Annotated in this window: 16 protein-coding genes and 2 riboswitches; of the genes, 4 read left to right on the top strand and 12 right to left on the bottom strand. The window is 54.5% G+C overall.

The window, feature by feature from the left end:
• Positions 1 to 22 precede the first annotated feature (22 nt).
• From HUN04_14900 to HUN04_14890, 3 genes are all read left to right on the top strand, one after another.
• The gene (locus HUN04_14900) at positions 23 to 1,543 is read left to right on the top strand and encodes a hypothetical protein (protein ID WDP90913.1); all 1,521 of its coding nucleotides are present in this window, start codon (positions 23 to 25) and stop codon (positions 1,541 to 1,543) included.
• A gap of 2 nt (positions 1,544 to 1,545) precedes the next feature.
• Positions 1,546 to 2,139, top strand: a complete 594-nt coding sequence (locus HUN04_14895; protein WDP90912.1) for a VPLPA-CTERM sorting domain-containing protein — start codon at positions 1,546 to 1,548, stop codon at positions 2,137 to 2,139.
• Positions 2,140 to 2,217: 78 nt separating this feature from the next.
• Complete coding sequence (locus tag HUN04_14890) at positions 2,218 to 3,267, top strand: DUF1573 domain-containing protein (GenBank protein WDP90911.1); 1,050 nt, start codon at positions 2,218 to 2,220, stop codon at positions 3,265 to 3,267.
• A gap of 5 nt (positions 3,268 to 3,272) precedes the next feature.
• Here HUN04_14890 and HUN04_14885 read toward each other — a convergent pair whose 3' ends face one another.
• From HUN04_14885 to HUN04_14830, 12 genes are all read right to left on the bottom strand, one after another.
• Entirely contained in the window at positions 3,273 to 4,763 is a 1,491-nt protein-coding gene (locus HUN04_14885; GenBank protein WDP90910.1) for a hypothetical protein, read from the bottom strand.
• Positions 4,741 to 5,682, bottom strand: coding sequence for a tetratricopeptide repeat protein (locus tag HUN04_14880; GenBank protein WDP90909.1), 942 nt, complete (start codon positions 5,680 to 5,682; stop codon positions 4,741 to 4,743). Before HUN04_14880 ends, HUN04_14885 begins: the two co-directional genes overlap by 23 nt.
• A 9-nt stretch (positions 5,683 to 5,691) precedes the next feature.
• Positions 5,692 to 6,612: a type II secretion system F family protein gene (locus tag HUN04_14875; protein ID WDP90908.1), complete on the bottom strand. Its 921-nt coding sequence runs from the start codon at positions 6,610 to 6,612 to the stop codon at positions 5,692 to 5,694.
• Entirely contained in the window at positions 6,609 to 7,556 is a 948-nt protein-coding gene (locus HUN04_14870; protein ID WDP90907.1) for a type II secretion system F family protein, read from the bottom strand. The genes HUN04_14875 and HUN04_14870 overlap by 4 nt, the downstream gene beginning before the upstream one ends.
• Before the next feature lie 8 nt (positions 7,557 to 7,564).
• Positions 7,565 to 8,911, bottom strand: coding sequence for a CpaF family protein (locus HUN04_14865; GenBank protein WDP90906.1), 1,347 nt, complete (start codon positions 8,909 to 8,911; stop codon positions 7,565 to 7,567).
• Positions 8,908 to 10,068: an AAA family ATPase gene (locus tag HUN04_14860; GenBank protein WDP90905.1), complete on the bottom strand. Its 1,161-nt coding sequence runs from the start codon at positions 10,066 to 10,068 to the stop codon at positions 8,908 to 8,910. Before HUN04_14860 ends, HUN04_14865 begins: the two co-directional genes overlap by 4 nt.
• 18 nt (positions 10,069 to 10,086) lie before the next feature.
• Positions 10,087 to 11,529, bottom strand: coding sequence for a pilus assembly protein N-terminal domain-containing protein (locus tag HUN04_14855; GenBank protein WDP90904.1), 1,443 nt, complete (start codon positions 11,527 to 11,529; stop codon positions 10,087 to 10,089).
• 33 nt (positions 11,530 to 11,562) lie between these two features.
• A complete protein-coding gene (gene cpaB / locus HUN04_14850; protein ID WDP90903.1) occupies positions 11,563 to 12,666 on the bottom strand; it encodes a Flp pilus assembly protein CpaB in 1,104 nt (367 codons plus the stop codon).
• Between the two features lie 48 nt (positions 12,667 to 12,714).
• Positions 12,715 to 13,173 carry a pilus assembly protein gene (locus HUN04_14845; protein WDP90902.1) on the bottom strand — a complete coding sequence of 153 codons (459 nt, stop codon included), beginning with the start codon at positions 13,171 to 13,173 and terminating at the stop codon, positions 12,715 to 12,717.
• A complete protein-coding gene (locus HUN04_14840) occupies positions 13,170 to 13,685 on the bottom strand; it encodes a prepilin peptidase (protein WDP90901.1) in 516 nt (171 codons plus the stop codon). The genes HUN04_14845 and HUN04_14840 overlap by 4 nt, the downstream gene beginning before the upstream one ends.
• Positions 13,682 to 13,891, bottom strand: a complete 210-nt coding sequence (locus HUN04_14835; protein WDP90900.1) for a Flp family type IVb pilin — start codon at positions 13,889 to 13,891, stop codon at positions 13,682 to 13,684. The genes HUN04_14840 and HUN04_14835 overlap by 4 nt, the downstream gene beginning before the upstream one ends.
• A gap of 319 nt (positions 13,892 to 14,210) precedes the next feature.
• Positions 14,211 to 14,852: a hypothetical protein gene (locus tag HUN04_14830; GenBank protein WDP90899.1), complete on the bottom strand. Its 642-nt coding sequence runs from the start codon at positions 14,850 to 14,852 to the stop codon at positions 14,211 to 14,213.
• A 48-nt stretch (positions 14,853 to 14,900) separates the two neighbouring features.
• Positions 14,901 to 14,983, bottom strand: a riboswitch (cyclic di-GMP riboswitch).
• 186 nt (positions 14,984 to 15,169) lie between these two features.
• Positions 15,170 to 15,274, top strand: a riboswitch (cyclic di-GMP riboswitch).
• Positions 15,275 to 15,316: 42 nt separating this feature from the next.
• Between HUN04_14830 and HUN04_14825 the strand changes: the two genes are divergently transcribed.
• The gene (locus HUN04_14825; GenBank protein ID WDP90898.1) at positions 15,317 to 16,210 is read left to right on the top strand and encodes a PEP-CTERM sorting domain-containing protein; all 894 of its coding nucleotides are present in this window, start codon (positions 15,317 to 15,319) and stop codon (positions 16,208 to 16,210) included.
• The last annotated feature ends 51 nt before the right edge of the window (positions 16,211 to 16,261 follow it).

Below are 16,261 nucleotides of genomic sequence, written 5' to 3'. Positions count from 1 at the left end.
TACAACCAAATAAGGAGGCGTTATGAAAAAAAAGATAGTGCGCCCGATGGGACGCACCATTGCGCTGATTGTCGCCCTATTATTCATCGCCGTCCCTTCCTTTGCCGCTGAAGATTTCTTCCTATACGGCAACCAGGGAACGGCGAATATAACGACGACAAATTTAATTGAAGCCGGCGGGGACGCCCTGCATGCCAGCTGGTTTACCGCTGTGGATTATTTCCGCTCCGGCCCCTATAAAGGCAGAATGATTGCGGCCACAGGCGCAAAGGTGTACATGCAGAGCGCCGGCGATCCGGAATCCTGGACCGAGATCGGTTCCATTGCCAATGAAATGGATCCGGGCTATTCCATGGATCCCGCTTTCATCAAGGTATCCCCGGACGGAACCAAGATCGCCTTGGGCATCGGATACGGCAAACCGCTTCTGGTCATGCCCAGTTCCATCTGCGAAAATGTATCCGCTGCCCCCCTGATCACCGTGAGATGGGAAGACCCAGATGATGACGAAACCCAATACTATGAACTGGCCACAGGGGTCGCCGCATTTGACGAAAATTATTATGACGCCGCTTGGGCCCCGGACAACAAACACCTTGTCATCAACGGCGGAAAATGGCCCGGCCCGGATCATGGAAGCGGGGTCACCGCCCTGAACACCCAGACCGGCACCGTTACCGGATTGTTGAAAAATATTCCCGGATCATCCGCAAGTATTGCCGTGGATAACAATTACAACCTTGTGACAGGTATTGGTTACAAAACCACTCCGGTCAATCGAACAGGTGAAATAAAACTCTGGAAAAACGTGGAATGGTGGAACGGCGGAAGCATGATCGGCGGCAATTACGATGACCAGGATCGGATTGTGGCTGCCAATGCCCTCAGTTCTGCCTATCTCGGATTTGATATTGACGGCAACCTCTGTGTGGGCGGCGGCGACGCATTCGGTGTGGGCGGCCCCTCGGAAAACGGATATGCCGCAGTGATCAATCATAAGGTCATTGAGCGGGTGGCGGCCGAAGTCCCCGGCCTGGCCGCCCCGGTCAACGAAGAAAAAGGGGATGAATACCGGCAGTTCGCACCAGACCCCTGCCAGAACGATACCGCCACGGGCATCATTGCCTTTGACGGCGGCATTTCAGTATCCTGGAACCCCACCCAGGCGGGGGCATGCACCCCCGGCTCCCACTCCGACAACTGGGAAGACGGAATAGTCGCAAAGCTGACCACATATAAGTTAAACGACACCAGGGATCAGGACGGCGACGGCGTCCCCGACTGTGAAGACCATTCCCCCGGGACCTATGACCAGGCCAATATTGACTCCGACGGGGACGGTTACGGCAATGTCATTGATGCGGATTACAACAATGACGGTATTGTGAATATGGATGATTACAATGTGTTCTATGGGACCTATGGGACGAATAATGCAGACTCCGACATGAACGGAGATGGCATTGTAAATATGGATGACTACAACGTATTTTTTGGGCTATACGGAAAAGTTGCACCTTATTACAACATGGAAGGAAATTAATAATGAAAACAAAAGCTCTATTTACAGCTATTATGCTTACAATGGTATTGTCTTTTTCCGGCAATGCATTGGCCGCGCTATCATTTTACATTACATCAGATTATGCCCTTGGAAATGAAAACCTGACGTTTACCCTTAAAATGGAAACAGATGCCCCCCTTACCGTCGCAGGCGGATACAATTTTGAATTTGAATATGATAATACTGAATTGATATTTGACTCTCTCGTCCTGACACCGCCAAATGGCCTTTATTCATCATTGTTCGGACCGTTTAATTATGATGAGAGTAATGGAACAATCAACAATGTTACAATGGGCCTTTTCATGGGTATGCCCCCGACAACACTTGAAGCCGATATCTACGACATAGGTACATTTACCTTTAATGTTCGAAACGATGCAGCAGTCGCAAACGGTGAAACGGATTTCAATTTTGATTTTGAAGATTCCATGTTTCCCAACAGTACCAAGCAATATTGCGATGCTTTCTTATTGGATGTAAGCTCAGCATCCCCAGTACCCGTTCCTTCAGCCGTATGGCTTCTGGGCACCGGCCTTTTAGGTCTTGCAGGCATCAGGCGCAAAAGGGCATAATACAAGGCTGTTAAAAGATTAAACCATGGCAAGGGGCATCTCTGTTTCAAATTTTTTCGGGATAGAGGTGCCCTTTTTATGTCAACAGAAACTGAGGCCCCGGGTGCCATGAAGCACATTATAACAACCATTTTGACTTCACTATGTTTTCTGATCTGCTGGACTGCCGGTCTCTGGGCGGCACCAACCCACCCGGCGGAGAATACAGGCGGGCACCAGGGCCCCAAGCTTTTTGTCAAAGACAGTTCTTTCCATGGCGGCACCCTGGTTGAGGGGGTGAAGCTGATCCACGACTTTACCCTTGAAAACCAAGGGGGCGCCCCCTTGATTCTTACCTCCGTCACCAGCGACTGCAGTTGCACGGCCACCAATGCGGACAGGACCATCCTGCCCGGAAAAACCGGCAGGGTCAGGGCCGTATTCAACACTGAGGGGTGGTCCGGGGCCGTTGTCCGAAAAATCCGTATTAACACCAATGACCCCCGACTTCCCGTCACCCTGCTGGAAGTCGGGGCTGACATCCTGGAACGGATCTCAGTCAAACCGGGACGGGTCTTCTTTAACGGCCTCAGGGACAGGCCCATGGAACGAACCGTGGAGATCAGCACGCCGGACCGCCGCCGGATTGAGTTGTCTTTATTGGAAGCCCGGCTATCGGATCAGGTGGGATTCCATTTAAATGAAAACAGGGATAAAACCCGATGGGAGGTAATTTTCAAAAATAAGGCCCTACGGCCCGGCTCCGAAAGGGGGCGGGTAACCTTTAAAACAGGCCTTAAAAAGCAGCCGAAACTCACCGTCCCGGTATTTTCCAGAATCCTTGATCCCTATCAGGCGATTCCCCGGGAATTGTCATTTGGAAAAATCAGTCCAGCCGCGCCCAAGGCAAAACGCCTGACCATCAGATCCCATGACGGCACCCCATTTAAAGTTGCTTCGGTGGCTGCGGAAAAACCGGTCATTGAAACGGAAACCAGGACGCTGAAACCGGGAATCGTCATTCTCACCGCCAGGCCGCATCTTGTTCCAGGCGCATCCGGCACCGTTGAGACAACGCTTGCCCTTTCCCTGGCAGGCAAGGCCGGAAATCTGATCCTGAAGATACCCGTCCGGATGAAAATAAAATAAGGTCTTCAGTCCAGGCGGCCCATAGCCACGGGGAAAACCCTGGGACAGGGCGGGCCGAATTTCAGGTAAAAATCATAGGCATCAAAGCCGGTGCCGGTGTCATAGCGGCCGAAAATAATGGACCCGTCACTGGTCACCGCCCGCATGTAATTCCGTGCCGGGGGATGGTAATTACCGTCGACGGTTCCATCACTTTTTCCGCCAAAGGAAAAATAAAAACTCCGGCTGAAAAACGCCACACCATTCAGATCGTTGAAGCGGGAACTGAAAAAAATATCCTCTCCGGAAACAAAATTTACCTGCCCCCCGTCCCTTCCTCCCAGTGAAATGCCGGGAGCGTCCTGCCGGGGGATGTAAATGGAGGCATTGGAAACAAAGGTCACATTTTCCACGGTTTTTCCAAAGGGCGTTTTATCTGAAACAGAACAGTCCCCCGGCGGCATGGGTGAATTCAATGAGGTGGAGCTCCTTGATAATTTGTCGCTGTAGCAGGGTGTGGCCGTGATGAAGGCAATCACCTGTCGGGTATCATCTTCAGGCACATCGAAATAGATGATTTCATGGGCCTCCCGTTCCCCGGTCAGGTCAAAAAAACAATAAAGCTCAGTGCCCGCGTCATTTTCACAGGCCCCATAAAAGGGAGTGGCCGGGGACTGGTCTCCGGTGGTGTAGACCACATCGGCCCTTTGCTTCATTTTTCCCACATAGTCCCCAAGCAGATCCCGCCCCTCTTCTGCCGGAAAATAGCGTTCTATCAGCCCCGACGCCGGCATTTCATCCGGCAGCCTTACGGTGGATCCACTATAAACAGGGCGATTCCGGAACTCATCCCATCCCAGATAATTTTTTCTGTAGATCTTAACACCGTCCTTTGCCCCGATGAGAATGTTGTCATCGGCCTCCGTCCCGTAAAGCCGGCCGGTTTTTGCCGAATAAATACGGCCTTGATGAAAGGCGATATTCCCGCCGCCGTATTTACTGAAAAATGATTTGCCCGACACCATGTCCACCCCCGGCAAGTAGGCCACGGACCGGGCTTTAACGGTTTTGGCCGCATTCAGCCCGGTTAGGCTGTCCACAGAATTTTCAATGGCCACCATCACGGCATTGGGATATTCCTCTTCGGGAAAATCGTCGCTCTCTGCCGGAGCGAAATTCCTATAGGTATCAAAATCCTCGTACAGCCCATAGGCATCATAAAACCCCGCGGTGATGGTCAGGGCGTCTTCTGGCAGGAGTACATTGGCGGCCAGGGCAACTGTTGTTGCCCGTTCTTCGATTCTGCCGCAGCACAGATTTTCCGCACCGGCCCGGGCAGCGGCATCTGCACAGGCCTGGTAGCGCCCTGCGGTCCGGGTAAAATACCCCACATCCAGTACAAAGGCCAGCACCGAAACCAGAATCACCAGGGAAATCGCCATGACCACGGCAAAGCCGCCTTTCTCCGAGGCGATAATTTCCACAGCCCGCCTGTTAGTCTTTGCTTTTAAGGGCATTGTCCGCCTTCATGCCGGGCAGGTATTTCTTGGTATAAATGGTGTGGGCCACATCCCCGGCCATGCCCTCTGCCGGGGCAGAATCAGCCGGGGCGTTGGGATTCATCACCTGGCGGTCAAAGACCTTCTGGCTTTTGATTTTCTGATCCGGCGCATTCTTTCTGGACAATTCAAACATGGCCCGGGCCCGGACGGGGTCATTTCCCTCCCTGTAGATACACCCCATGTTGTAAAATGCCTGTTCCGCCGGCTGGTGGTCCATGAGCAGCGTCAATGCTTGGCTGTCCTTATCCTGACGGCCCAGGCAGATGGCCAGGTTATTCACGGCGGTTTCGTTGGAAGGCGCCAGGGCAAGGGCCTGACGGAACAGGGCCTCGGCTCCGGTATTGTCCCCATGCGCCATAAGGAAATAACCAAAGTTGTTAAAATAATCCCCGCGGGCCGGATCCAGGGCCACGGCACGGCTGAAGTGTCTCCGGGCATCCTTGGTTTTATCCATGAGGGTGTAAAGGATGGCGATATTATTATTGACTGAAGCGTTGTCCGGTTCCAGGGCCAGGGCACGCTTAAAATAGGCCAGGCTTTGGGCACTCTCTCCGGTTTCCCTTGTACAGACCCCGGCCAGGTTAAAGGTCTCTACACCGGACGCCCCTTTTTCCACGGCCGTTTTGAGCTGTACCAAGGCCACATCATAGAACCCCTTGCCGACCAGATCACGGGCCAGGGCGGTATGATCGGGTTCAAGTTGACTGGTATCCCACACTTCCGGGGATTTGCGGACGGCTTCTGGTGTGTGGACACCCTTGTCCGCCTTTTTTTGCCAGGCCCCCATGCAGCCCGGGGCCAAAAGCGAAACAGCCAGCAATAAAACGACAGGGCCCCATCTTTTAACGCATCTCGCAGAACTCTCCGTGGTCATAGATTCTCCTTAAAATCCCTCTGTAACAAGCTTAACAAAATTAATGATCACCGGCCCCAGGATAATGAGCATCAGGGCCGGCAGGATAAAAACCACCAGGGGGAGGGTCAGTTTCGTCCCCAGCTTGGCCCCCTGCTCCTCGGCCATCTGCTGGCGCTCTTTGCGCATGGTGTCTGTATAGACTTTCAGGGCCCTTGCCATGTCCGTCCCGATTCTGGAGGATTGCAGCAGTACGTTGACCACGCTTTTCAGGGGCTCGGACCCGTTCCGCTCGGCCAGGTTTTTCAGCGCGGTTTCCCGGACAAGGCCGCTTTTGGTTTCAAGGAAATACCGGCCGAACTCCCCGGACAGGATGGGGGCAATGTCCCTGAGTTCACTGCATACCCGGTAAAGGGCATAGTCGAAACCCAGGCCGGCGTAAAGGCAGATGACCAGCAGGTCCAAAGTGTCCGGAAGCTCCCTGAAGATGCTCGTAACCCTTGCTTTGGCCCGGTGTTTTAAAACCATATCCGGGAGTAAATACCCGAACCCGAAGGGAATGAACAGCATGAGGGGGGTCCGGGGTGACACAAGGCCCAGTGCCAATTGGAAAAAAAAGAAAAGGCCGGATAGCAGCAGCCCCCCGCCAAGCTTCAACCCGTAAAAACCCATCGGCGCGCCCTCGTCCCGGTAACCGGCGTAACAGAGACGCGCCCTGATTTTGGAAATCTCTTTATCCTTTTTCGGTGCCGCCACCTGGCCCAGGGTAAGAACCACCCGGTTCAGGGAGGCTGTCTTCTTACCGGCCTTTGGCTGGGGGGAGACCGCGATGCCCAGCCGCTTCTCCGTCATCCGCCGCCTGTAGCGGACATCTATCCAGGAAATCATGCAGAATGTAGTGCCCGACGCCAGGCAGAATACCAGTACATCCAGGATATTCGGGAAAATCATACCTTTATCTCTGCCATCTTTTTCATTACCAGAAATCCGGCCCCTTCTAATGCAAAGGCGGCAAACACCAGGATGCGGCCCAGGGAGGTATCCGTCAGCCGGGTGATATAATCCGGATTGAACAGATAGGAAACCACCACAAAGAGCAGGGGCAGCAGGCCGATGATCACGGCGCTCACCCGCGCCTCTGCGCTATAGGTTTTGACCTGGCGCTGGAAATAAAATCGTTTCTTGATGGTGTCGCTCAATCCCTCCAGAATCTGGGAGAGGCTGCCCCCGATTTCCCGCTGGATGATAAAGGCCGTGGCAAATATCTTTACATCGGCCAAGGCCGGGTACCGTGCTTCAAAATTCCTCAGGGCCTGGTCAAAGGGGATGCCCATGCGGATCTCCTCATATATAATTCTGACCTCGGTGCCGAAGGGGGCGGGAACGGCCACAGCCACATCTTTAAGGGCGCTGTCCACGGATTGCCCCACCCTCAGGGCCCGGACAATCATGCCCAGGGCATCGGGCATCTGTACAATGAGCTGCTGCTCGATTTTCTTTTTCTTTATATAGAGGAAGATGACTGGCAGGGACAGGCAGAGGAGGAAGGCTCCGGCAGCGGCCAGCGGGTTGTCCAGGAGTGTAAAAATTAAAAACGCGGCCAGGCCTGCAGCCCCTGCGGCCATCATAATAAATCGTTCCGGGGAAAACGGAATGCCTGCGGCAATGAGAAGATAATTTAATGCCCCGAGACTCAACCCCGTTGCCGGGATGCGTTTTTTTCTTAACGCCTCCGGCCCCAGGCGGCGTTCCGGAACCGGCCGGTTCCGTCCGTCGGTGCCGAAAGCAGACTTTAAAAACCGCCTTTGCCGCCGGCTGCCCAGCCGGTCCTTGATGAAAAAAATAACCAGGGTGACCAGGAATATAATGAAAAAAACAATGGTGTATATGAGCATTTCCGCTCTCATTGAATGGCCCATTCCCGGCTGAAAATCTCTTTGTCAAGCTCAATACCGGCCACGGCAATATGATTGAAACACTCAGGTACGGTCCCGGTCCCTTTAAACATGCCCAACACATTCCCGTCCCCGTCTGTGCCCCGGGGCAGAAAGCGGAACAGTTCGGAAAGGTCAACGGCCTCGGCGCGCAGTCCCCTGACCTCGGTGATGGAGACCACCCGGCGCTTGCCGTCGGCCAGGCGGGCTAGCTGGACAATGATGTCAATGGCACTGGAAATCAGAGTTTTAAGGGCGGTCTCCGAATAGGTTACCGTCCCCATATTGGCCATGACCTCCATGCGGGAAAGGGCGTCCTTTGGGCTGTTGGCGTGGATGGTGGACATGGATCCGGGGTGGCCCGTATTCATGGCCTGGAGCATATCCATGACTTCCCCCCCCCGGGTTTCCCCAACGATAATCCGGTCCGGCCGCATCCTTAAACTGTTTTTCACCAGGTCAGTGAGGGTGGCCTCCCCCTTACCCTCCACATTGGGAGGCCTGGATTCCAGCCGGACCACGTGGGGCTGGCCCAGCCGTAACTCCGCACTGTCCTCAATGGTGATGATACGCTCCTTGTCCGGGATATTCTCGGACAATACATTCAGCAGGGTGGTCTTTCCGGCGCCGGTACCGCCGGAGACCAGAATATTGAGTTTTGACCGGATGGCGGCCCGCAAAAAATCGAACATTCCGCTGCCCATGGCTCCCCTTGCCATGAGATCATCTCCCGTGAACTGGTGTTTACCGAATTTCCGGATGGACATCATGGGGCCGTCCAGGGCCAGGGGGGGGATGATCACGTTAACCCTTGAACCGTCCGCCAGCCGGGCGTCCACCATGGGGGAGGACTCGTCAATCCGCCGGCCGACACCGGATACAATCTTATCGATGATGTGCATCAGGTGCTTGTCGTCCCGAAACTGAACCGGGGTGGTTTCCAGAATCCCGTCCCGTTCAACAATGACCTGGGAATGGCCGTTGACAAGGATATCCTGTACGCTATCGTCATTGATATAGGCTTCCAAAGGCCCCAGCCCCGTTATCTCATTGACCAGGTCCGATACCAGCAGGGTGCGCTCCCTGTTGTTCAGGGGCATATCCCGGTTCAGGGTGATTTCGTTGAGCATGTTCCGGACAGCGATCTCCAGCTCCTGGGAAGAGAGGTCCGTCACCGTGGACAGATCCAGGCGCTCCACCAGCATCAGGTGGACCTCCGACTTGACACGATTGTAGCGGGTCCGGTCCATGGGTTTTGCCGCAACCGGTCCGGTCCGCTGTCCGGTTCCGGCATTGAGCCGGTCGCTCAGCTTCATCGGAACATTCCCCCCAGCCGGTGCAGCAGGCCAGAAGGTGAAGGGTGAATACCGGTCAAACGGCCTGCCAACGCCCTGAACTCCCGGTTTATGGGATGCTTCCCGTCCCCCCGGCATACAATTTTCCCCCCGGCGGTCATTTTTTCAAAAAGGGGGGAAGCGCTGCTGATCCTGGCAGCTATTTTTTTCTCCAGCACCCCTTCAAGGGCGGCTGCATCCATGGCGCTGTCTTTTTTGTAACGGTTGAGCACCACCTCTATTTTGTCCCGGTCAAATTCCATCTCATTGAAGAAATCCATGACCTGACGGGTGCTTTTGACGGCAGGGATGGTCTGATGGGCTACCACCAGAATCTTGTCCGAAAGGGAGCAGGCCATGAGGGTCCGCTCGGAAAATTCATGGGGACAGTCCACAATAATATAATCGAAATACCGTTTCACCACAGCGGTCATGGCAGCGATGTCCTCGGGGCCGACCTGTTCGGCATCGCTGATGCCAACCGGCGGGGCCATCACATATATTCCCGAGTCATGGCGGTTCACCAAGGAAAACATCAGCTTTTCATCCATACGGTCCACATCACGGAGCAGGTCATAGGGGGTATAGTCCATTGGCATATTCAGATAACTTGTCACATCCCCCATAAAAAGGTTGAGATCCAGAAGCAGCACCTTGTCCCCTGTCAGATCGTAAAGATGCCCGGCCAGATTCATGGCAATGGTGGTGACCCCGACCCCGCCTTTGAGGCTGAACACGGAAACCACCTCCCCTCCGCCGGAACCGTCCCCCCCCCTGGCAAGGGCCCCCTGAACCGCATCAGAGATTTCTGCATTGTTAAAAGGCGAAAACAGAAAATCCGAAACCCCCGCCCGCATGGCGTCAAGAAGGAGGCCGGGATCCTTGGCCGCCCCCACCATGAGCACCTGGGTGTCCGGCTGCACCCGTTTCATCCGCCGGGTAAAACTCATGCATTCTTTTTCCCCGGCACCCAGGTCCAGAAACACCAGTTCTGAAGCGGCATCCCTGGCCTGGCGGTATCCAAGGGCAATGTCGGCCACCGGCCCCTGGATGTCCACCATTGGGGAAAGCACCGATGCCAGTTCCCGGCAGAGCCCCTTATCACTGCTGATTACCATGCCTTTTGGAGTATTGTTCATCTTTTCTTGATTTCCCTTTTATTTTGCGAACCCGGTCTTTCCCCTGAATTCCCGGGTATCTTTTTCATCGGATTCCATGAACCCCAGATTATTTTTAATGAAAAAATCCCCATCACGGATCTCTTTTTTCATTCCTCTGCCGGGCAGTGCCGGCACCTCACCCGGATTCATGGCCCTGACGATCCTGGGGGTTACCATAATCACCAGTTCGGTTTCACTGTGTTTGTTTTCCTTGCTGGTGAACAGGGTCCCCAGATAGGGAATATCGCCAAGGAAGGGCACTTTATTGATGGTCACCGAAGATTCTTCCTTGAGCAGCCCTGCCATGGCGAAACTCTGACCGTCTTTGAGCTGGAGGGTACTGGTGGCCCGTCTGGAGGTAATGCCCGGCGGATCAAATGAGAAATCCACAGCACTGACTTCCGGATTGACCTCAAGGGTAATGGTCTCCTTGTCCAGCAGATAGGGGGTAAACTTCAGGATAATACCGTAGGGCTGCATTTTCGTACTGATTTCACCTTCATCATTTTTTGTATTGATGGGATACTCCCCCCCGACCTGGAATTCGGCCTTTTGCCCGCTCATGGCCACCAGGGTGGGGGTGGCCAGGGACCGGGCCAGGCCTTGGTTCTTAAGGAGGCTCAGGTAGGCCAGCCAATTGTGCTTGGTGGAATTCAGGGCAATCTGAAACGCCGATTTAAACGGGGAACCGATGGTATTGGAAACGGTCTGGGTAACGGTATTGCTTATGGAATCTGGGGATTTGCCGGAACTGGCGGCGGCTGTATCGTATTTTGTTTCCCCCTTGAACTCCACCTTGGTTTCTGTGGTTCCCCCCTTAAATACGCCGAACCCCAGGTTGTCGCCGGAGTCCAGAAAATTAATGCCCATTTGCTTGAGACCGGATTTGGAGACCTCGGCAATGACCACCTTAAGCTGGATCTGCTGGGGGCCTTTGAGGTCAATGAGGTTGAAATAACGGATCCCAAAACTTTCAACAACAGTGATCACCCGCTCCATGACCATCTGGCTTTCCACCTCCCCCTTGAGAATGATTGATTTCGAATCAACCGCCTGCCGAGCCGGCAGAATATCGATGCTGACCCCTGGGGCAACGGCCCGGATCCGTTCAGCCATGAGGGAGAGCAGGGCCGGGTCGATCTTTGAAAATACGCAGATATCGTAAGTAACGGCCTTTTTTTCACTCTCCCAGAGGATGAGGGTGGTGGAGGCGTTACGCTTTGCCTTGGCCACCACAAGGATCTGGGTGGGGGAGAGGATATTGACATCAGCCACCTTGGGGTCGGCAATGGAGGCTCTCATGATGGGCACTCCGGTTTCAAGGAGATGGGAGTGAAACATCTCGATACGGATCTGCCCGGAAGGGCTGCCGGCATGGGCCGGGCATGCAAGGCAGAGCAGGAGGGCCGGGACAATTAAACACAATTTACAGGGTTTCAATATTCGTCTTCCTTGAACACTCATGGACAGTTCTCAATCTTCATAGAATTTGACCGGGTACTTGGCCGTACCTTTCAGAATTTCAACCATTTTATAGGGGCGCTTGTCTTTGATCACCAGATCTGTGAACAGTTCACCCCTGCTGTGGATACGCCGGCGGTCGCCTGGATTCCTGGCAACCACCCTGAACTTCCCGGATTTTGACGCATCCGTGACCACGGCCACCGTTTCCGCTTCCTTGGGGGTGACCACCAGGGTAAGAAATCTGGATTTCCTGGTATTTCCCAGGGAGGCGTCCAGGCTGCCTTCGGTGGCCAGTACTTCCACATCCTGAAGAATGATACGGGAGGATTTCCGGTGGCCGCTCATCATCCCTTGGGTTCCTGCAGCGCTGTTCCCCCCTTCGGTGGTGAACAAAGATTCCATGCAGGAAAAGATCAGGTCCACCCGGTCCCCCGGCTCAAGGGTGCCGCAGATGCCGTCATTGTTGTCGATTTCAATGGAGATGGCCCGCATGCCGGGCCGGATCCGGCCGGCCGGATTTACATGCCCGTCCCTTATGGTTACCAGTCCGTTCCGGGTGGTATAGATCATGGGCACGGCCCCCCGGATCCCGGTATCGTCCCGGTTTCTGAGCAGCAGGCGCAGCCTTGCCGCCTCCCCAACAGACGCAAGTACGGTGCCCTGGTCAGGGGTGACCAGCAGATGTATGGACCAGTTTTTTTTCTTCCGGCTCCCCTTATCTGTCAGACTTTTTTTAAATGCCGTCTTTTCAATGTCGAATATCCTGATATTCTGGAGCACCATTCTGGAAATACTGCCTTTCTGCCCATCCTGGAAATCCGTTACCGCCACCACGTCCACCCGGTCATTTTTTTCCAGAGACCGGCTCACTCCTGAGACATCATCCACCCGGATGGTGACAATACGCATCCCCCTGGGAATGCCGGCTGAAAAATCAACGGCTGCCGGCGCAGTGATTGTCCCATGTTCCGCTATCCCCGGCTTGACACTTTCTGCAACGGGCTGCGGGGCCGGGACGGCAGTATCCTTCTTGACCAGGGCGACCCCCTTGACGGCCAGAAGCCCCATTAGTAAAGAAAACAGGATGGCAATGACAGTTTTTGCTTTAAACATGGGCAATTCGCTTTCTCCATTGATTCATCGGGGAAATTCCCGGCCCTTTCACGGCAGCGTCATCAGGGCAATGGTACTGATTTTTCGAGGAATCATGCGGTCCGGCAAATACCCGGTCAACGGAGGATATTCATAATCCACCAGTTTGACTTCAAGGTATTGGCGCTGTCCATCCTCTTCCGCCGGCTGATTGGAGCCGTCCTTGAACCTCACATCAATCAGGGCAGGATTCAGGTCCGTATCCAGCCAGAAGGCATGCCTTACGGCATCTCTGGCGATCTCCACCGGGTCCTTATAGTCGTCGTCATCGGGTGCCAGCCAGTATTTCACCGTCACACCGGCCCTGGCACCGGCGGCCACGGCATTTTCCGCCACCATGACATGGGTCAGATACCAGGCATAATCCAGCATACCGAAAAACAGCAGGAGCCAGACAGGGACAAGAAGGGCAAACTCCACGGTGGCGGCCCCCCGGCTATTGGAAATACAAAGGCGTCCTTTTCTCACACCAGGCCTCCTGCCGCCGTATAAGCCAGGTATCCGGCCAGCACAGGAAGAGAATAGGGAATAGTCCTTCGCCCTGTATTCTCCTGATACGGCCCTGGGTTCCGGCCCCGGGCCAATTGCCTGATATCATCGGCCAAGTTTAACACCACTCCGTAATTCTTTTTCGCCATCAGGACAGCCATGGAGTAAATGCCTCCGGCCAGGGCGGCATATAAAAAGGTCCAGAATACGCCGCAACAGCCGAGCAGGGCCCCCATGGCTCCCAACAGCTTGACATCGCCACCGCCCGCCCCGCCCAGAATAAAGGGGACCATAAGACAGGCCAGCCCGGTCCCCATCCCCTTGAGGCTGAATAGAAGACCCGGCACCAGCCCCAGCTGGGCGGTGCTGAACCAGAGCCCGATAAACAGAAAGGGGATGGTTAGCCAATTGGGAATCCTTCCCCAGGCCAGGTCGGTATATGCCGCACTGCATGCCAGCACCATGGCTGCCGACGGAAGGGAAATGATCAACCGCCGCTTACCGTACTGCTGTTTTTAATGGTGTCCGTGGTATCGCTGAGTTTTTCCGTAATGGCATCAAATAGCCCGCTCAGCTTATCGCTGAACCCGCCCAGCACAGTGACCAGCAGGGCGGCCATGATTCCTGCGATCAAGCCGTACTCAATTGCGGTGGCACCGAAATCGTCTTCCCATAATTTGTTTAAAAATCGTTTCATTGCCTCACCTGGATTTTTCGGTTTATCCGGGGGCCTCCGCCGGTCTCCCGGCTCCGGTTGCATCCGCCCCGGCCTGATAACTAATACCCGATTGATCGGCTAAAAGCTTGGATTTTATTGCCTAAAATCAGGACTAAATTGCTATTTATACATAAAAAAATTGCCACCCGTATTCCATAAGATGGCGTCCTATTCCCCACATGGCAGCGGGCCGGCCGGAACCCTCCCGTGCAGGGGAGATTCCGGCCGTAACACACCTGGACAATGGCCCGTACCTGCCAGGAGTCCAACTCCGGCACAGGCGGCGTGTTCCAACCCCTTATACCCGTATCCGATTCCGGCCCATGCCGGCGAGCCCCAGCAACCCTGTGCCCAGCAGCCAGGCCGCCCCGGGCACGGGGACGGGAGATCCTGGGTCGCCGGCGGCAATCACCTTTCCCGCCTCGGTTTCCCAGGCCATGTCGTAGAGGGTGATGTATTGGTTTCCGGGATTGACCCAGGCCCGGATCCAGCCGTAGTGAACCGCCTCATCCCCGTCCAGAAAGCGGAACCCCAGATAGCCGGTGTCGCCTTCGGCCATATTGTCCCAGTTGCCCCAGGTATAATAGGTCCAGTCCTGGTCATCGTAATACCGGCTGAGCATCACGGTCTCATTTTTAAAGGTTTGTTCCGGGCCCACCATATCGCCGGCGACCAATTTCAGGGCCAATGATCCGCCCGCGGCAAACCCGTTGGCGTCCGGACTGCCTAAGGGATGGTTGGCCTCAGCCGTGGTAGAATCATCCCAGTCTTCATAGTTCCAGAACACACCGATATCATGGGTGCCGTTTCCATCCAGGTCCCAGGTATTTGTACCATGGGAGGGGATACCCTCTAACTGGGTATAGACGATGTCTGCAAATCCCAAGGCAGGAAAATTGACAAATACAACAACCAAAACCAATAATAATATACGCTTCATGGGAATCATCTCCTTTTTAACCGTTCAATCACAAGTTATTGATGAACCTTTGGCAACCCGGCGGTCTTGAGGAAGAAATGAGATCCGTGGCTTTCCGGCCCCGCCTTTCAACGGGTGTGGCGTTTCTGGTCAAAGCGGAACATAGCCCAATTTCTCCTGCCATGCTCAGACTTATTTGCCGAATTCCGGTAATTTTTTGCGTTTTATTCACTTTTCTTACTGCAAAAAATAAAATTCGCACATGGTGACAAGAAACTACCGAATTTTCGCAAATTAGTCTGAGAAAAAAAAACAGAGGCGGGATATGGTGCCTCTGAATCTGAAAAAGCCACACCTGCTGTGAAGCAGGGCCGGAAAACCACGGATCTCCCCCCCCCTTATCTCCTCGCTTCATGCCGGGGCCAGACAGCCGGGTCGCCGATTCACAACAGGCTATTTTATTTTTCAATGAGGAGAAAATCAAAATGAAAAGACTTCAAACGTTTTTTATCATTGTCTGCGGGGTGGCCGTTGCCGCCGGCAGCGCCCTGGCCGGTCCCTACACCGAAGCCGGCATTCCGGGATTTGTCGATGGCACCATAAACCCTGTTTTCCAGGGGTGGGCCACGGGGTTTCTAAATTATACCCCTGCCCCTGCCCTGGACCCTGATTTGGACGGTCAATATACCCAGGGGGGTGGGGTTTCCACAGAACCGAACAGAAATTACAGGACTCCGGAAAAAGCCCTGGGCCCGGTAACAGGGAGCAATATGGATATTGTTTCCCTGGGGGATTTATGGGCGTCCCAGATTGATGCCGGAATTTCACCGGGAGAAATCACATTGACCTTTGACGCCCCCATCATGAACGGGAGCGGTGACGACTTTGCCGTATTTGAAAACGGCTTTTACTCAGGCAGCGATCTCTTTGCCGAACTGGGCTATGTGGACGTATCCACGGACGGTATCAACTTTGCCCGGTTCGGCAGCGTCTCCCTGACCCCTGGCCCCGTCGGCGGATACGGCGGCATTGACCCCTCAGATGTCCATAACCTTGCAGGCAAGCATCCCAATGCCTACGGCAGTTCAGAGGGCACCGGATTTGACCTGGAGGAATTGTCAGACAATGCCCTGGTCCTGTCGGGCCTGGTGGACCTGGACGACATCAATTTTGTCCGGATCGTGGATATCCCTGGCAGCGGCGATTTCCTCGACTCCCAGGGTAATCCCATTTATGACAGCTGGGTAACCTGGGGTTCCGGCGGTGTTGACCTGGAGGCTGTGGGCGTTATCAACCAGGCTGCCGCCGTCCCGATTCCCGGGGCATTCTGGCTTCTGGGCACCGGCCTTCTTGTCGTTGCAAGGTCCCGCAGGAATTAGGCCAAGGGAAAAACCGCCATGGGCATCAACGTCATGGAGATCACGCCGGTA

The sequence above is a fragment of the Desulfobacter sp. genome (assembly GCA_028768525.1).
Taxonomy (GTDB): Bacteria; Desulfobacterota; Desulfobacteria; order Desulfobacterales; family Desulfobacteraceae; genus Desulfobacter.
This window is presented reverse-complemented; position numbering and strand designations above follow the sequence as displayed.

What these genes read in the sequence shown, in the direction of transcription:
- HUN04_14900 (WDP90913.1), top strand. Translation starts at nt 23, where the DNA reads ATGAAAAAAAAGATAGTGCGCCCGATGGGACGCACCATTGCGCTGATT.
- HUN04_14895 (WDP90912.1), top strand. Translation starts at nt 1,546, where the DNA reads ATGAAAACAAAAGCTCTATTTACAGCTATTATGCTTACAATGGTATTG.
- HUN04_14890 (WDP90911.1), top strand. Translation starts at nt 2,218, where the DNA reads ATGTCAACAGAAACTGAGGCCCCGGGTGCCATGAAGCACATTATAACA.
- HUN04_14885 (WDP90910.1), bottom strand. Translation starts at nt 4,763, where the DNA reads ATGCCCTTAAAAGCAAAGACTAACAGGCGGGCTGTGGAAATTATCGCC.
- HUN04_14880 (WDP90909.1), bottom strand. Translation starts at nt 5,682, where the DNA reads ATGACCACGGAGAGTTCTGCGAGATGCGTTAAAAGATGGGGCCCTGTC.
- HUN04_14875 (WDP90908.1), bottom strand. Translation starts at nt 6,612, where the DNA reads ATGATTTTCCCGAATATCCTGGATGTACTGGTATTCTGCCTGGCGTCG.
- HUN04_14870 (WDP90907.1), bottom strand. Translation starts at nt 7,556, where the DNA reads ATGCTCATATACACCATTGTTTTTTTCATTATATTCCTGGTCACCCTG.
- HUN04_14865 (WDP90906.1), bottom strand. Translation starts at nt 8,911, where the DNA reads ATGAAGCTGAGCGACCGGCTCAATGCCGGAACCGGACAGCGGACCGGA.
- HUN04_14860 (WDP90905.1), bottom strand. Translation starts at nt 10,068, where the DNA reads ATGAACAATACTCCAAAAGGCATGGTAATCAGCAGTGATAAGGGGCTC.
- cpaB (WDP90903.1), bottom strand. Translation starts at nt 12,666, where the DNA reads ATGTTTAAAGCAAAAACTGTCATTGCCATCCTGTTTTCTTTACTAATG.
- HUN04_14835 (WDP90900.1), bottom strand. Translation starts at nt 13,891, where the DNA reads ATGAAACGATTTTTAAACAAATTATGGGAAGACGATTTCGGTGCCACC.
- HUN04_14830 (WDP90899.1), bottom strand. Translation starts at nt 14,852, where the DNA reads ATGAAGCGTATATTATTATTGGTTTTGGTTGTTGTATTTGTCAATTTT.
- HUN04_14825 (WDP90898.1), top strand. Translation starts at nt 15,317, where the DNA reads ATGAAAAGACTTCAAACGTTTTTTATCATTGTCTGCGGGGTGGCCGTT.